The sequence below is a fragment of the Dactylosporangium sp. NPDC005555 genome (assembly GCF_040605635.1).
In the GTDB taxonomy this organism is placed as follows: Bacteria; Actinomycetota; Actinomycetes; order Mycobacteriales; family Micromonosporaceae; genus Dactylosporangium.
In genome coordinates, this window is sequence record NZ_JBEXDG010000012.1 from 1 (window position 1) to 14,443 (window position 14,443).

The 14,443-nt window shown below is 68.8% G+C and carries 16 protein-coding genes and 2 tRNA genes; 9 read left to right on the forward strand and 9 right to left on the reverse strand.

What is annotated here, in order from left to right; all coding sequences use genetic code 11:
• Positions 1-166: 166 nt before the first annotated feature.
• Complete coding sequence (locus ABZS58_RS15810) at positions 167-613, forward strand: GntR family transcriptional regulator (RefSeq protein WP_354781875.1); 447 nt, start codon at positions 167-169, stop codon at positions 611-613.
• 63 nt (positions 614-676) lie between these two features.
• Complete coding sequence (locus ABZS58_RS15815; RefSeq protein ID WP_354781877.1) at positions 677-1,183, forward strand: HD domain-containing protein; 507 nt, start codon at positions 677-679, stop codon at positions 1,181-1,183.
• On the opposite strand, the gene ABZS58_RS15820 is transcribed toward ABZS58_RS15815, so the two are convergent.
• The 3 genes from ABZS58_RS15820 to ABZS58_RS15830 are packed head-to-tail and all read right to left on the reverse strand — an operon-like array spanning position 1,151 to position 2,844.
• Positions 1,151-1,630, reverse strand: coding sequence for a hypothetical protein (locus ABZS58_RS15820; protein ID WP_354781879.1), 480 nt, complete (start codon positions 1,628-1,630; stop codon positions 1,151-1,153). The two genes, ABZS58_RS15815 and ABZS58_RS15820, sit on opposite strands and share 33 nt — an antisense overlap.
• Positions 1,623-2,099 carry an NUDIX domain-containing protein gene (locus tag ABZS58_RS15825; protein WP_354781881.1) on the reverse strand — a complete coding sequence of 159 codons (477 nt, stop codon included), beginning with the start codon at positions 2,097-2,099 and terminating at the stop codon, positions 1,623-1,625. Before ABZS58_RS15825 ends, ABZS58_RS15820 begins: the two co-directional genes overlap by 8 nt.
• Before the next feature lie 10 nt (positions 2,100-2,109).
• Positions 2,110-2,844, reverse strand: coding sequence for a helix-turn-helix transcriptional regulator (locus ABZS58_RS15830; RefSeq protein ID WP_354781883.1), 735 nt, complete (start codon positions 2,842-2,844; stop codon positions 2,110-2,112).
• A 307-nt stretch (positions 2,845-3,151) separates the two neighbouring features.
• Here ABZS58_RS15830 and ABZS58_RS15835 point away from each other — a divergent pair, with 307 nt between their 5' ends.
• From ABZS58_RS15835 to ABZS58_RS15860, 6 genes are all read left to right on the forward strand, one after another.
• Positions 3,152-3,451, forward strand: a complete 300-nt coding sequence (locus ABZS58_RS15835) for a hypothetical protein (protein WP_354781885.1) — start codon at positions 3,152-3,154, stop codon at positions 3,449-3,451.
• Positions 3,448-4,083 (forward strand): DUF2637 domain-containing protein, encoded by a 636-nt coding sequence (locus ABZS58_RS15840; protein WP_354781887.1) that lies wholly within the window; start codon positions 3,448-3,450, stop codon positions 4,081-4,083. The genes ABZS58_RS15835 and ABZS58_RS15840 overlap by 4 nt, the downstream gene beginning before the upstream one ends.
• Positions 4,083-4,352: a hypothetical protein gene (locus tag ABZS58_RS15845; RefSeq protein ID WP_354781889.1), complete on the forward strand. Its 270-nt coding sequence runs from the start codon at positions 4,083-4,085 to the stop codon at positions 4,350-4,352. The genes ABZS58_RS15840 and ABZS58_RS15845 overlap by 1 nt, the downstream gene beginning before the upstream one ends.
• A complete protein-coding gene (locus ABZS58_RS15850; protein WP_354781891.1) occupies positions 4,349-6,067 on the forward strand; it encodes an FtsK/SpoIIIE domain-containing protein in 1,719 nt (572 codons plus the stop codon). Before ABZS58_RS15845 ends, ABZS58_RS15850 begins: the two co-directional genes overlap by 4 nt.
• Before the next feature lie 124 nt (positions 6,068-6,191).
• Positions 6,192-6,323 (forward strand): hypothetical protein, encoded by a 132-nt coding sequence (locus ABZS58_RS15855; protein WP_354781893.1) that lies wholly within the window; start codon positions 6,192-6,194, stop codon positions 6,321-6,323.
• 62 nt (positions 6,324-6,385) lie between these two features.
• Positions 6,386-7,966 carry a recombinase family protein gene (locus ABZS58_RS15860; protein WP_354782232.1) on the forward strand — a complete coding sequence of 527 codons (1,581 nt, stop codon included), beginning with the start codon at positions 6,386-6,388 and terminating at the stop codon, positions 7,964-7,966.
• On the opposite strand, the gene ABZS58_RS15865 is transcribed toward ABZS58_RS15860, so the two are convergent.
• Both ABZS58_RS15865 and ABZS58_RS15870 read right to left on the reverse strand, forming a co-directional pair.
• Positions 7,923-7,999, reverse strand: a tRNA-Ile gene (locus ABZS58_RS15865). The genes ABZS58_RS15860 and ABZS58_RS15865 overlap by 44 nt on opposite strands.
• Positions 8,000-8,092: 93 nt before the next feature.
• A tRNA-Asn gene (locus tag ABZS58_RS15870) sits at positions 8,093-8,165 on the reverse strand.
• Between the two features lie 244 nt (positions 8,166-8,409).
• Between ABZS58_RS15870 and ABZS58_RS15875 the strand changes: the two genes are divergently transcribed.
• Complete coding sequence (locus tag ABZS58_RS15875; RefSeq protein WP_354781895.1) at positions 8,410-8,745, forward strand: hypothetical protein; 336 nt, start codon at positions 8,410-8,412, stop codon at positions 8,743-8,745.
• 90 nt (positions 8,746-8,835) lie between these two features.
• On the opposite strand, the gene ABZS58_RS15880 is transcribed toward ABZS58_RS15875, so the two are convergent.
• The 4 genes from ABZS58_RS15880 to ABZS58_RS15895 all read right to left on the reverse strand — a co-directional run bounded on the left by ABZS58_RS15880 (position 8,836) and on the right by ABZS58_RS15895 (position 14,441).
• Complete coding sequence (locus ABZS58_RS15880; RefSeq protein WP_354781897.1) at positions 8,836-9,843, reverse strand: sugar phosphate isomerase/epimerase family protein; 1,008 nt, start codon at positions 9,841-9,843, stop codon at positions 8,836-8,838.
• A 366-nt stretch (positions 9,844-10,209) separates the two neighbouring features.
• Positions 10,210-11,760 (reverse strand): ThuA domain-containing protein, encoded by a 1,551-nt coding sequence (locus ABZS58_RS15885; protein ID WP_354781899.1) that lies wholly within the window; start codon positions 11,758-11,760, stop codon positions 10,210-10,212.
• 191 nt (positions 11,761-11,951) lie between these two features.
• Positions 11,952-13,130, reverse strand: coding sequence for a xylose isomerase (gene xylA, locus ABZS58_RS15890; protein ID WP_354781901.1), 1,179 nt, complete (start codon positions 13,128-13,130; stop codon positions 11,952-11,954).
• 174 nt (positions 13,131-13,304) lie between these two features.
• A complete protein-coding gene (locus ABZS58_RS15895) occupies positions 13,305-14,441 on the reverse strand; it encodes a Gfo/Idh/MocA family oxidoreductase (RefSeq protein WP_354782234.1) in 1,137 nt (378 codons plus the stop codon).
• Positions 14,442-14,443 lie beyond the last annotated feature (2 nt).

Consider the following 14,443-nt stretch of genomic DNA (forward strand, 5'->3'; position numbering starts at 1 on the left):
TATACGACCGACGCTTACCAGCAGGCACGACGGACATCCTCCCAGCAGAACCACAGTCCTGCTAACTCGGTGTCCACTCCCCGGGGGGAACCTCACGCGGCCGGAAGAGGTGTCACGCTCGACGTCCTGGGAGACTGACGATCGATCGGTACGCGAGAAGGGTGTCATGCGGTCAACGGCTTGGGGTGCCTACAAAGGCATCACGGAGGCACTTCGTGCCCGGCTCGCCTCTGGCGAGCTGAAGCCGGGATCCACGCTGCCCTCCGAAGCCGTTTTGGTCACCGAGTACGGCGTCGCCCGCAACACAGTGCGCCGAGCGCTGGATCAACTGGCCGAGGAGGGGTTGATCGCCACGCAGCCCGGGCGGGGGCGGCTGGTCAACGCGCCCGGTGAACGAAGTACACCGACGCAACCGCAGTACCAGCGCATCGCTGCCGAACTGCGGTCGCGGATCGAGTCCGGAGAGCTGCCCGCTGGCGCGCTCCTTCCAAGCGAGTCCGCGTTGGTGAAGCAGCACGGCGTCGCTCGGGGCACAGCTCGGCAGGCGCTCGCGGCGCTCCAGGACGTCACGGTGTCGGTGCAGGGCAAGGGTCGCTTCGTGAAGCCACGGTGATCGTGCGCCACTAGTCTCGGACATGTGGAACATGTCCGATGGGCGCGTGACCTCGCCGGGCGGATGCTGGCCGAACCGCTACCGACGCGGTGGGCGCATGTTCAGGGCGTCGGGCACACCGCGGAGAACATCGCCCAGGTCGTCGGCGAAGACGCCGAACTTCTGGTGTGCGCGGCCTGGCTGCATGACATCGGCTACGCCCCTGACCTCAACCAGGCGGGCTTCCATCCCCTGGACGGCGCTCGGTATCTGCGCGACGTCGCACATGCCGACGACCGGCTCATTCGCCTCGTCGCCAACCATTCCTGTGCGCTGATCGAGGCCCGCAACCGCGACCTCGGCGACGACCTTGCTCAGGAGTTCCCGAGCCCCGCGGACTTCGTCCTGGACGCGTTGACATTCTGCGACATGACCACCAGTCCGACGGGTGAGCGCGTCGACCTGGACGAGCGGCTCAGCGAAGCGTTCCAGCGGTACGGCAACGGGCACCTCGTCACTCGGTCGCTCACCGAGGCACGTCCGTTGTTGGAGGCGTCGCTACAGCGGGTTGGGGAGGCTCTCCACCGCTGACGCGAGTGAGCCCTGTTCGTTACGGGTCCACCTACGGCCGGCGCTGTCCAAGAACTCGATCTCGACCGGTTCCGGGTTGACGTACGAACGCAGCCAGGCAGCCGGCGCAGGCCGGCGGATCGTCTGGCCTGGCGGCACCATGCCGACGAACTCGACGTCTCGGTCATCGCCCGACGGCGAGGGATCCGGCATCGGGAGTTCGACCTCGTAGATCGGCATGTCGCTGGCGTTGTGGATGTGGAACGCCAGCTCGCGGGTCCCGTCCGGCTTGCGGTACGCCTCAACCCAGGCGCTGATCCGAGCGGCCTGGCCGCGTCGTTCATCCTCGGCACGTTCGGCCTCGCGGTTCTGCTCCCTGCGCAGGAGCACGAAGCCCACGACGAACGCGCCCACTGTGCCGAGGGCGGAGAAAATGCTCGCGGCGGCATTGACCCAGTCGCTATCCAAGGTGCGGCTTCCTCTTGCCCGCAAGGTAATGGGAAATCCGCAGCCGCATCGACCGATGCATCTGAAGCCCCTCAACATCGGCGGGCGGGACCCAGTGCACCTCTCGTGACTCTGAGCTCGGCGTCGGCGTGCCGCCGAGCGGGCGGGCCGTGTAGACGATGGAGAACTCCTGCCGAGCCTCGCCGTTGCTGGTGTAGAGGATGACGTGCCGTGGGTCGGTGTAGATGCCGACGAGGCCGGTCACCTCGACGTGGATTCCGGTCTCCTCAAGGGTTTCCCGGACCGCGCAGTCGGTCATCGACTCCCCGGGATCCATCGCGCCGCCCGGTAGCGCCCAGTTGTCGTTGTCCGTCCGCCGGATCAGCAGCAGCGACCCCGACTCGTCGACCACGACGACGTTCGCTGACGGCACGACGCTGTTCGCCGGTGGTGCGGCTGGGTCGTCGAAGTAGTCGATGCGGCGAGCCATGGCAGGGACCTCAATCCAGTGGTGTGGCGTCGTTCCAGACCCGATCGAAGCTCTCCGTGTACGTGCCGACCATGTCCCCGCCGGAGACGTGCCGCAGATGCAGCACCGGCGCGTTGGAGGCGGGCGTGCCGTAGATGTGGGTGTTGACGAGGACCTGGTCGTCGGCGCGGTAGATCGAGTTGTAGAGGATCGTGCGGTGCAGCCGGAACTCGATGCCGTCGAGGTTCCGTAGCGGCTGGTAGAGCACGATGGCGTTGCGGCACCGAGCGGCCATGTCCATGTCGATGCCTTCATCGATGCCGCGTTGGGTGACTTCGGCGCTGTCCGGGTCGCCGATGAGGATGCGGATGGTCGCGCCGTCCGCGGCCTTGCGGCGGAAGATGCGCTGGATGCCGGTGTCCTCGGGGATGAACAGGCCGCTGTAGGCCAGGACGCCGATCTCGCGTTCGGCGTTGTCGAAGAACATCCGCCACATGTCCGACGGCACCGTCCAACGCGCCGGGTAGATGTTGATGATCTCGCTCTCGGAGGCGTTCGCGACCTGGTCACGGGTCAGCGCGTCCGGCCACAGATACGCCTCATCCACCCCGAGGTGCGCGGCGACGGCGTAGCGATGACGGCGGTACGGCAACCGCCCACTGATCCAGCGCTCCACGCTCTTGGGGTCGACTTCGAGCACCTCAGCGAGGCGATTCGGAGTGAGGCCGCGTTCCAGCAGCGCTGAACGCAGGCGTTCGTTCGACATGGCTCCCCGTCGCAGGACGTCCCGGCAGATGCCCACAGTAGGCGAGACATCTTCAACACGTCCAGCCATGACCTGAACACGTCCCGTTGTCAGACCGCATGCTCATGGCATCGAAGCATGACGAACCTTCACTGGCCATCCGCTTCGCTCTAGACTTGCACATGTACATCATGTGCAACTTATCGAGGAGGGCCGGTGGCGAACCGAAAGGAGCCATTTCCTTGCCACTCCCCGGCCCGCTCGACGGTGAAAGCCGCTGCCCGTGCGGAGCGCAGCTCGACCGGGACAGCCGTAACTCCTGCAAGAAGTGCCGCTCCCGGGTCTGCTGGCAGCGCCGGCACACCGGCCGCATCCATCGCCGCCCCGGACCTTCCACTACTCCCCCGAACGCCTGACCCGAAAGGAGTCCACACTGTTCGTCTCGGTCTCAGCCGTCCTGTTGCTCGGGCTGCTCGTGTACCTGTTGTGGCGCTACGCCCGCCTCTCCATCTGGCACATCGGCGTCTGCGTCCTGTTCGGCTACTTCCTCGCCACGTCCACGGTCGGCCCTCACCTCGGCCGGCTGATCAGCGCCGCTGTCCAGTACCTCGCCGGGCTGGACCTGTGACCAGACAACGCGACGGCTGGGTCGTCGCCGGAATGCTCATCGCCGCGACCTCAGCAGCGGTCGCCAGCTTCACCGGACTGCGCGGGCTGGCGATGCTCAGCGGCTGGCCCGAACGGCTCGCGATCCTGCTGCCGGTCACCATCGACGCCTACGCCATGACCGCAGCCAGGGTGTGGCTGTCCGGCACCAACCCGAAGCGCGCGGTCCGGTTCGCCCGCGCCAACGCGATCGGCGCCATCACGACCAGCATCGTTGGCAACGCCGCCTACCACGCAGCAGCAGCCGACCTCATCACCGTGACCTGGCCCGTCGTGGTGGCCGTCGGTGCCGTACCGGCAGCAGTCCTCGGCCTGACCGCCCACCTGCACGCGGTCCGGACCGTCGAAGACCCTCCGGAACCCGGTCCGGCCCCGAGTCCGGCCCAGAAGCCGACGGTCCGGACCGAGGACGAACTCCTCGCCGCAGCACGCGACGCCGATGCCCAGCACCGCGCCGCCAACAACGGGCGGCCCATCACCCGCGACGCGCTCCGCACGACCCTGCGCATCTCCGGACCGCGAGCGACCGCACTCCGGCGGCAGCTCGCCGACGCATCCCAAGCACCCGAACGAAAGGAGGCGCACACCAACTGATGCCCGAGGCACCGAGACCCACCGTCGACCGCAACGCCGTCCTCGCCCACGTGGACGCGGCGCTACACCGTGGCACCCGCGTCGCCCTCTGGACCTCCATCGCCGACATCCCCGTGCTCCTGGCCGAGATCGAACGGCAAGCAACGCTGCTGACCGTCGCCCGCACCGAGTACGCCAACCTCCTCGCCGCCGCCCGCGCCGCACTCGACGCGCACACCGACGGAGAGCCCGACGCCCTGACGTACCTCCGGGACGAGGTGCAGCAGTGAGGGCCTACGGCAGACGACACCGCGCCTGGCGACGACGACACAGCCAGCCGTTGATGCTCGTCGCCGACGAGCCGAGCGTCATCGCCGGCCTCGCCCGACTGCTCTACCGCTACCGCTCCGAACTCGCACCGCTCACCTCCGCCCTGACCCTGTTCGGCACGGCAATGTTCCTGCACCTGAGCCACCCGACCACCTGGCCATGGGTCCTGGTTGCCGCTGCCGCTGTCATCGCACGCGTCTTGACCCGTGGAGAGCGGTTGGAGGAACGGCTCTACGCCGCAACCGCGACGGCATGCGCGGGCGGCTGGCTCGCCGTCGCTGTAGCCGCAGGCCCTTGGCACCGGCCGCTCCCGACGCTGCTCGTCGTCGGCACGCTCGTCGCCGCAGTGCCGTGGTGGACGCACCGACGACGGAGGGCACGCGTCCGGGTCGACCGCGCCGTCCAGGCGTGGCCGGACGTTGCCGACAGTATCGGTCTCGCCGGGTCGCGGGTCATGTCCGCCGTGGTCGACGTCTGGGGCTGGCGCGCCCGCATCAAGCTCAGCAACGGCCAGACCGTCGCCGACGTCATCAGCCGCGTTCCTGCTATCGAATCCGGCCTCGGCACCCGCACAGGCGCCGTACGCGTCGAAGCAGACCCCGCCCACGCCGGACGAGCGATCGTGCGCGTCCTCGCCGAAGACCCACACGCCGGCGCCATCCCATGGCACGGCCCGAGCGCCAAGTCCGTCACCGACCCGATCGAACTCGGAGTCTTCGAAGACGCCACACAGGTCCGGCTGTCGCTGCTCCGCAAGCACGTCCTGATCGGCGGCACCACCGACTCAGGCAAGAGCGGCGTGCTCAACATCGTCCTCGGCAACCTCGCCGCCTGCCCCGACGTTGTCCTCTGGGGTATCGACCTCAAGGGCGGCATGGAACTGCGCCCCTGGGCGTCGTGCCTCGCCCGGCTCGCCACCACACCCGCCGAAGCGGCAGCGCTCCTCCGCGACGGCGTCCGCATCCTCAACGCCCGCGCCGAAGCGCAGAGCCGCGACGGCTCCCGGACCTGGACACCGACACCCCAGGCACCCGCACTCGTCATCGTGGTCGACGAGTACGCCGAACTCGTCGAACAAGCCGCCGCAGCCGTCGAGTCCGCGGAGTCCATCGCCCGGCGCGGGCGAGCGATCGCCGTGACCCTCCTCGCCGCCAACCAACGCCCGACCCAGAAGTCCATGGGCGGCGGCGCGCTCCGATCGCAGATGAGCGTCCGCATCTGCCTCCGAGTCAGAGAGCGCCGCGACGTCGATCTCATCCTCGACAACGGCATGCTCAGCGCCGGCTGGCACGCCCACACCCTCGACGCACCCGGCAAGTTCTACTTCCTCGCCGACGGCCACACCCAACCCCGGCGCGCCCGCGCCTACCTCGTCACCGACGACAACGTCCAAGACACTGCGGCCCGCTACGCCGACACCCGACCAGCGCTCGACGCGCTGTCCGAAACAGCGCTCCAGGCGCCCGACGACGAGCCGGTCATCGAGGGCGAAGTCATCGACCCCGAAGTCACCCTCACCATGGCGCTGCGCGACGCCCCGAGCGACGGCCTCAGCGTCCCCGAACTCATGCACTTCACCGGAATGGGCCGCACATGGATCTACGACCGACTCCAAACCCGCGCCGAACAAGGCACCGCCCGGCAGGTCAGCCGCGGACGCTGGCGCGCCGACTGAACGTCCGCACGGACGTCCGTCCGCCTCGCGCATGCGTCTGCGCCATCAACGCGCGGACGGACGACGGACGGACGTCCAGCCGAGAGGAGGTGCAACGCCCCGGAAACGCCGCTGCCGAGCCGCCGTGACTGACGTCCAGGTCGCCGCAGTCGAAACCACACCGATGACCGACGACGAGCGCGCCGATGCCGTCCACGCCCTCGCCGTCCTCATCGCCAAGTACGAGCACCGCCGCAACCGATGTCAAGCCGACTGATCCGTCCGGTCGGTGGCGACCAGCATCGTCACCGACCGGCCACAGACATAAGGACACGAACGATGACCACGAGCCCCAAGCGTCGCCGTCCTCGTAGCGGATTCGGCGACAAGCCGACCGGTGACCGCCGGATCGCCATCTACGTCCGCCGCTCCACCGACGACGAACGCCAGCCGTTCTCCATCGACGCACAGCTCGCCAGCTTGCGCGCGTACATCGCGTCACAGCCCGGCTGGACGCTCGTCGGTGAACCGTTCAGCGACGACGCATCCGGTGCCACAACCAATCGGCCAGGGTTGCAGCGAGCCCTCCACGCCGCCCAGGCCGATCGGTTCGATGTGCTGCTCGTGTACCGCGTCGACCGCTTCACCAGGCGCCTGTCGGACCTCCTGGAGCTACTCGGCCAGCTCGACGAGGCCGGCGTGGCGTTCGTGTCCGCCACCGAGCCGTTCGACACCTCCACCTCGATCGGGCGGATGCTGGTGCAGTTGCTCGGCGTCTTCGCCGAGTTCGAACGCGAGACGATCATCGACCGGGTCATCAATGGCATGGCGGCCAAGGCGCAGAAGGGTCAATGGGTGGGCGGCAACCGCCCCTACGGCTACCACGTCGACCGGCCCACCCAGAAACTGACGGTCCACGAGGCTGAGGCGCCCATCGTGCGGGAGATCGCCCGCCTGTACGTCCACGAACGCCTCGGTACCCGGGCCATCGCCACCGAACTCAACCGGCGCGGCATCACCAACCGCACCGGCAAGCGATGGTCGGGCCTCACCATCGGCCGCATTCTGGAGAGCCCCGCCTACGCCGGTGACATCTCCTACGCCGACGTCTACGTGGCCGACGCCCACCCGGCCCTGATCGACCGCGACACCTGGCGCCGCATCCGGGAGATCGCTGACGCCCGCACCGACGGTTCCCAGCGTGCGATGAGTGGCTCCGAGTATCACCTCACCGGCCTCATCACCTGCCCGGACTGCGGCAACAAGTACATCGGAACCTCAGCGCGGGGGCGGAACCAGACCTACCGCTACTACACCTGTTACTCCCGCAGCCGGTACGGCACGCACGGCTGTTCGGCACCGCGCCTCGACGCGCCCGCCACCGACGACGCCACGCTGCAGGCGCTCTACAACTTCTACAGCGACGCCGACACCCTCATCCGGGACGCGATCGCCGAGGCCCGGAACCACCGTCGGGAGCGTCACGAGGACCGCCGCGCGGAACTCGACACCGTCCAGGCGGACATCATCGCGAAAAGCGGTGCGATCGAGCGCTACTTGACGGCGTTCGAGGCAGGCACCCTGGACGACACGATCGCCGGAGAACGGATCAAAGCACTCAAACAGGAAATCGTGGCACTCAGCAGCCGCCGGGACGAGATCACCGACCTGATCGAGGACGAGCCGACCATGCCGGAGCCGGACACCCTGGAGGGCATCCGGGCAGAGCTGCGGCACGCCATCGCCGAGGGCGCGTCCGCCGAGCGGAAGGCCCTGATCGAACGCCTGATCGCGGAAATCAAGGTCACGGCCGACTATCGGATCATCCCGGTGTTTCGGGTGCCGCTGGGCGCGCCGGTTCGCGCACTGCCTCACATGGTGGGGCGGGCGGGACTCGAACCCGCGACCGAGGGATTATGAGTCCCCTGCTCTAACCCGCTGAGCTACCGCCCCGAGCGATCGCAAGCTTACCGACCTGTGCAACCGGGACGCCGCCCGGAAAGGGGTCCGGGCGCTAAAATGGCCCCGGTAAGGGGCCGTTTGGAGCTCCCGCGATAGGACTCGAACCTATAACCTGCCGGTTAACAGCCGGCTGCTCTGCCAATTGAGCTACGCGGGATTGCAGCGTCCTGCGGGCTAACCCGGTGAATCAGGGCGACCGGCAAAGAGTACAGCACGGACCCCGGGGTCACGCCAGCGGGTTGTGCGCGGCGCGGCGGAGACCATCCCATCGTGTGCCAGATCTCTGCAAACGGGCACATGATCGATGTGTCGGAACGACGATGGACGGGTAACTCAGGCAGCAGGACGGCGCTGATGACCAGGCGATGACCGGGCGCAGGCCCAGAAGGAGGTAAGTCGCTATGCGCGGCAAGCTACTGTTCCTCGGCGGACTGGCCGCGGGCTTTGTGCTCGGTGCCCGGGCCGGTCGGGAGAAGTATGAAGAGCTCAAGGCCACTGCTCTGAAGATCAAGGAGAGCCCGACGGTGCAGGAAGCCGCCGGGGTCGTCCAGGAGCAGGCGACGCGGCTCTACAGCGAGGGCAAGACCAAGGTGACCGACAAGCTGGCCAACAGCCGGTTCGCCGAGAGCGATCTCGGGCAGCGGCTGATGGGGTCGGAGACGCCCGCCATCGAGCGTGACGTCCTGGCCACGACGGGTCCGTCGAAGACGACCCCCAGCGGCGGCACCAGCTTCTAAGCGCCCGAAAGCGCAAAGAGAGCGCCCGAAAGCACGAAGAGGACGCGAAAGGGCCGGCCCCACAACAGGGGCCGGCCCTTTCATCAGTGCTCAGGACGAGGACGAGAACGCCGCGTCGAAGGCGGCCGCCGGGGCGTCGAAGGCCAGGCGGCGCACGAAGGACAGGGCCTCGGGGGCGCCGATGAGGCGGTCCATGCCGGCGTCCTCCCACTCGATCGAGATCGGGCCGTTGTAGCCGATCGCGTTGAGCGCGCGGAAGCAGTCCTCCCACGGCACGTCGCCGTGGCCGGTGGAGACGAAGTCCCAGCCGCGGCGCATGTCGGCCCACGGCAGGTGCGAGGCGAGCCGGCCGCGGCGGCCGTCGCCGGTGCGGACCTTGGCGTCCTTGCAGTCGACGTGGTAGATGCGGTCGGCGAAGTCGAAGATGAAGTTCACCGGGTCGAGCTCCTGCCACACGAAGTGCGACGGGTCCCAGTTGAGGCCGAACGCGGGGCGGTTGCCGATCGCCTCGAGGGTGCGCTTGGTGGTCCAGTAGTCGTAGGCGATCTCGCTGGGGTGCACCTCGTGCGCGAAGCGGACGCCGACCTCGTCGAAGACGTCGAGGATCGGGTTCCAGCGGTCGGCGAAGTCCTGGTAACCGTCTTCGATCATCTGCGGCGGCACCGGCGGGAACATGGCCAGCGTGTGCCAGATGGACGAGCCGGTGAAGCCGACCACGACGTCGACCCCGAGCTTGCGGGCCGCGCGGGCGGTGTCCGCGATCTCAAGAGCGGCCCGCTGACGGACGCCTTCCGGGGAGCCGTCGCCCCAGATGCGGGCGGGCAGGATGCCCTGGTGACGCTGGTCGATCGGGTGGTCGCAGACGGCCTGGCCGACCAGGTGGTTGGAGATCGCGTAGACCTTCAGGTTGTGCTTGGCCAGGGTCTCCAGCTTCCGGTCCACGTAGGAGTCGTCGGAGAGCGCCTTGTCGACCTCGAAGTGGTCGCCCCAGCAGGCGATCTCGAGGCCGTCGTAGCCCCACTCCGAGGCGAGCCGGCAGACCTCCTCGAAGGGCAGATCGGCCCACTGGCCGGTGAACAGCGTGATTGGACGCGCCATGAGTGATCCTCCGATGTAACGGCGGTGATGAGGGCGCGAGGGAGGGACCTGCAAAAGAGGCCGCGGACACGTGTTGCGGCGCGGGTGGGTTGCGCCTCCCACCCGCACCTGTCCGAGGGCCGACCAGGTGCTGAGCCCATTTTATGAACGAGCCCCCACCAGTACAAGCCGCAAAAAAGGCGACCCGTCCGCCCGGATCGCACCTGCCCGGCCACGGGGGGAGTCGGCGTCACCACCCGGGACGTTGTGGCAGGTGCTGTGGTGCATCCGAGCGGACGGGGCCCGGACGGCGAGGCCGGTCGGCGTCGCGACCCCGCCACCCGTCTGTTCAGCCGTGGGCAGCGCCACGACTGAAATCACAGGAGTTCAGGCGTTGAACAACGTGAACTCGTCGACATCGAAGAGCGATCCGCTGCCACCGCGGAACACCAGGTAGATCGTGGTCGAGGCGTTGGTGCTCAACGCCACCGAGGCGGTCCGGAACGTGTCCCAGCCGCCGGTGTTGGCGACCGCGAGGGAGCCGAGCAGCGCGCCGGTCGCGGAGCCGGCCCGGAACTCGATCGTGCCGCCGGGACCCGCCGAGGACCACTTGACGCGGACGCCGGCGACGTTGGACAGCGTGACCCCGGAGTACGCGGCCCAGTCGTTGTTGTCGATGAAGCCCGCGGTCTGGCCACCGGTGGCGGGGCCGTGCGCGGCGACCTGCAGGCCGCTGTTCGACGACCACGCCTCACCCTGGCGGGTGGTCGAAGCACGGGTCAGCGTGATCTGGTCCAGGTCGAACAGTGAGCTGCCGGTGCCCTTGAACACCAGGTACAGCGTCGTGTTCGTGCTCGTGGAGAGCGGGGTGAACACGTCGCGGAAGGTGTCCCAGCTGCCGGTGTTGGCGATCGCGGCGCTGCCGAGCAGGGTTCCGGTGGTCGAGCCGGCGCGGATCTCGACGGTACCGCCGGCGCCGGCCGACGACGTCCGCAGCGTGGCGCCGGTGACGTTGGACAGGTTCACGCCGTTGAACGCGATCCAGTCGTTGTTGTCGATGTAGCCGGCGGTCTTGCCGCCGACGGCGGGCGCGTGGTCCGCGACCTGGACGCCGCCGGTGGACGACCACGCCTCGCCCTGGTAGACGCTGCCGGACGGCACGACCGGGGCGGCGCAGTTGCCGTCGGCCCGCTTGGCGGTGTACCGCAGCGCACCCAGCAGCAGGTTGCGGAAGTTGGCGTCGGCGTAGCTCTCCTCGGTGTGCCCGAAGCCGGTGTAGAACGACCGGCCGTTGTCGATGGTCTTGCACCAGGTGATCGGGTGGTCGCCGCTCATCGAGCCACCCGAGTACGACGACTCGTTGAGCGAGGCCAGGACGTGCGCCGTGGCCCGCGGGTTGGTCTGGTAGTTGTACCACTCGTCGGTGCGGGTCCAGGTGGCGCCGAGGTGGGCCGTCGCCGGGTGGCTGCGGTCCTCGACATTGACGCTCGCCTGCTGGATCGCCGGGTGCGAGGCGAACCAGGCGCCGACCAGCGTGCCGTAGAACGGCCAGCTGTACTCGGTGTCGGCCGCCGCGTGCACGCCGACGTACCCGCCGCCGCCGCGGATGTAGCTCTCGAAGGCGGTCTGCTGGGCGTCGTTGAGCACGTCGCCGGTCGTCGACATGAACACCACCGTCTGGTACTGGGCCAGGTTGGCGGTGGTGAACGCGGCGGCGTCCTCGGTGGCGGTGACGGTGAAGTTGTTGGTGGTGCCGAGCGACTGCACGGCGGCGATGCCGTTGGGGATCGCCGAGTGGCGGAAGCCGGCGGTCTTGGAGAAGACGAGGACCTTGTACGGGGCGTCGGCGGCGCTGGCGGGCGCCGGGTTCAGTGTTGCCGCGACGAGCAGGCCCGCCGTAGCGGCGGCGAACCAGTTCCGGACGGTGCGTCTGGGCATGACAGTTCCTTCACGATGGGCGTGAGCGCGCGCCGTCGCGCCGTCATGATGTCGATTCAGTTGTTCCTGTCCCGCCGGCGCGGCACCGGGAAAGCGTGCCGCGCCGGCCTGACCGACCCTTCCCCGCCGGCCTCCCCGGTCGCGGGGCGCAACCGCGGCCGGGCCCTCGCTGCCGGCGAGGAAAAGCTTCGTTATCCCCTGACACCCAGGAGGTGTTCCATGGCGAGCTGGTCGAGCCGCTCGAAGGCCATCCCGCGGGCGGCCACCGCCTCGACGTCGATCTCCTCGGCACGCAGCGTCGCCAGGGACTCCCCCGGCATCAGCGTCGGCACCGACAGCTCGTCGACCCGGGCCGTGGCCAGGGCGGCCGAGACCTCGGGGTCGTCGCGGAACGTGCGGACCTTGTCCTTGAGGATCAGGTAGTTGCGCATGCACGCAGCCGCGGTGACCCACACCCCGGCGGCGTCCTCGGTACGTGGTGGCTTGTAGTCGAAGTGGCGGGGACCCGCGTACGCCGTCGGATAGCCGGAGCTGTTCTCCAGGACGTCGACGGTCCAGAACGCGCCGCGCAGGTTGCCGGCGCCGAAGCGCAGGTCCTGGTCGAAGCGCGGGCCGTGCTGACCGTTGAGGTCGATGTGGAACAGTTTGCCGTGCCAGAGCGCCTGGGCGATGCCGTGGGCGAAGTTGAGCCCGGCCATCTCCTCGTGCCCGACCTCCGGGTTGAGCCCCACCCGCGACGGCTCATCCAGGGTCGAGATCAGCGCGAGGGCGTGACCGATCGTCGGCAGCAGGATGTCGCCGCGCGGCTCGTTGGGCTTGGGTTCGATGGCGAGGCGGATGTCGTAGCCGCGTTCCCGGATGTACGCGCAGAGAGCGTTGATCGCCTCGCGGTACCGGTCCAGGGCCGCGCGCATCTGCTTGCCGGCCCCGGACTCCGCGCCTTCCCGGCCGCCCCACAGCACGTAGGTCGGCGCGCCGAGCTCGGCGGCGAGGTCGATGTTGCGCAGCACCTTCTGCAGCGCGAAGCGGCGGACGGCACGGTCGTTGGCGGTGAACGCGCCGTCCTTGAAGATGGGGTGGCCGAACAGGTTCGTGGTCGCCATCGACACGACCAGGCCGCTGGTGTCGAGGGCTTCGCGGAACCGGCCGATCAACTTGTCACGGACGGTGTCGTCGCTGCCGAAGGGGATCAGGTCGTCGTCGTGGAAGCTCACCCCGTACGCCCCCAGCTCCGCGAGCCGGTGCACGGACTCGACGGGGTCGAGCGCCGCGCGGGACGCCGAGCCGAAGACGTCCTGGGCCTGCCAGCCCACCGTCCAGAGCCCGAACGAGAACCGGTCCGCAGGCGTGGGGGCGTAGGGATCGTTCATTCCGTCGCCTCCGCTGCGCTCCAGCGCCGGCCTGAACCGGCACTGAGCCCATGACGAGCGATCGCTCCGCTGCGCTGCGGATCACTCATTCCGTCGCCTCCGCTGCGCTCCAGCGCCGGCCTGAACCGGCACTGAGCCCATGACGAGCGATCACTGCGCTGCGCTGCGGATCACTCATGCCAGCACGCTGACCCAGGACGCGTCGGACTTCTCCACGGCGTCCAGCACGAGTTGTACCTGCAGCGCCTCCTCGAACGACGGCGTCGGATCCTGTCCGGTGGCCACCGCCTCGATGAAGTCCCGCATCTCGTGGGTGAACGAGTGCTCGTAGCCGATGATGTGCCCCGGCGGCCACCACGCGGCGACGTACGGGTGCTCGCCCTCGGTCACCAGGATCCGGCTGAAGCCCTGCTCGGCGGTCGGCCTGGTGGCGTCGTAGTACTCCAGTTCGTTGAGCCGCTCCAGGTCGAACACCAGCGAGCCGAGCTCACCGTTGATCTCGACCTTGAGCCCGTTCTTGCGGCCGGTCGCGAAGCGGGTCGCCTCGTAGGTGGCCAGGCCACCGCCGGAGAGCCGCGCGACGAAGACAGCCGCGTCGTCGACGGTGACCTCCCCCGTCGTCGCGCCGGCGCTCGCCGACAGCCCACTGGACGCCTCAGGGAGCGGACGCTCCTTGATGAACGTCTCCGTGATGCCCGTGACACCGGTGATCTGCTGGCCGGTGACGAACTGGGTCAGGTCGATGATGTGCGCGCCGATGTCGCCGAGCGCGCCCGAGCCGGCCTTGTCCTTCTGGAGCCGCCAGACGAGCGGGAAGTTCGGATCGGTGATCCAGTCCTGCAGATAGACGGCTCTGACGTGCCGGATCGCGCCGAGCCGGCCGTCGGCGATGAGGTTGCGCATCAGCGACACGGCGGGGACCCGGCGGTAGTTGAACCCGCAGGCGGACCGGACGCCGAGCGCCCGGGCCTTGACCGCCGCCGCGACCATCGCGCGCGCCTCGTCGACCGTGTTGGCGAGAGGCTTCTCGCACAGCACGTGCTTGCCCGCTTCCAGCGCGGCGATGGCGATCTCGGCGTGGCTGTCGCCCGGGGTACAGACGTCGATGACGTCGATGTCGTCCCGGGCGATCAGCTCGCGCCAGTCGGTCACCGCTTCGGCCCACCCGAGCCGGCTAGCGGCGTCCGCCACCTTCGCCCCATCGCGGCCGCAGACGGCGACCATGGTCGCCCGCGCAGGCAGGTCGAAGACCCGGTTCACGGTGCGCCACGCCTGTGAGTGCGCGGCGCCCATGAACGCGTATCCGACCATGC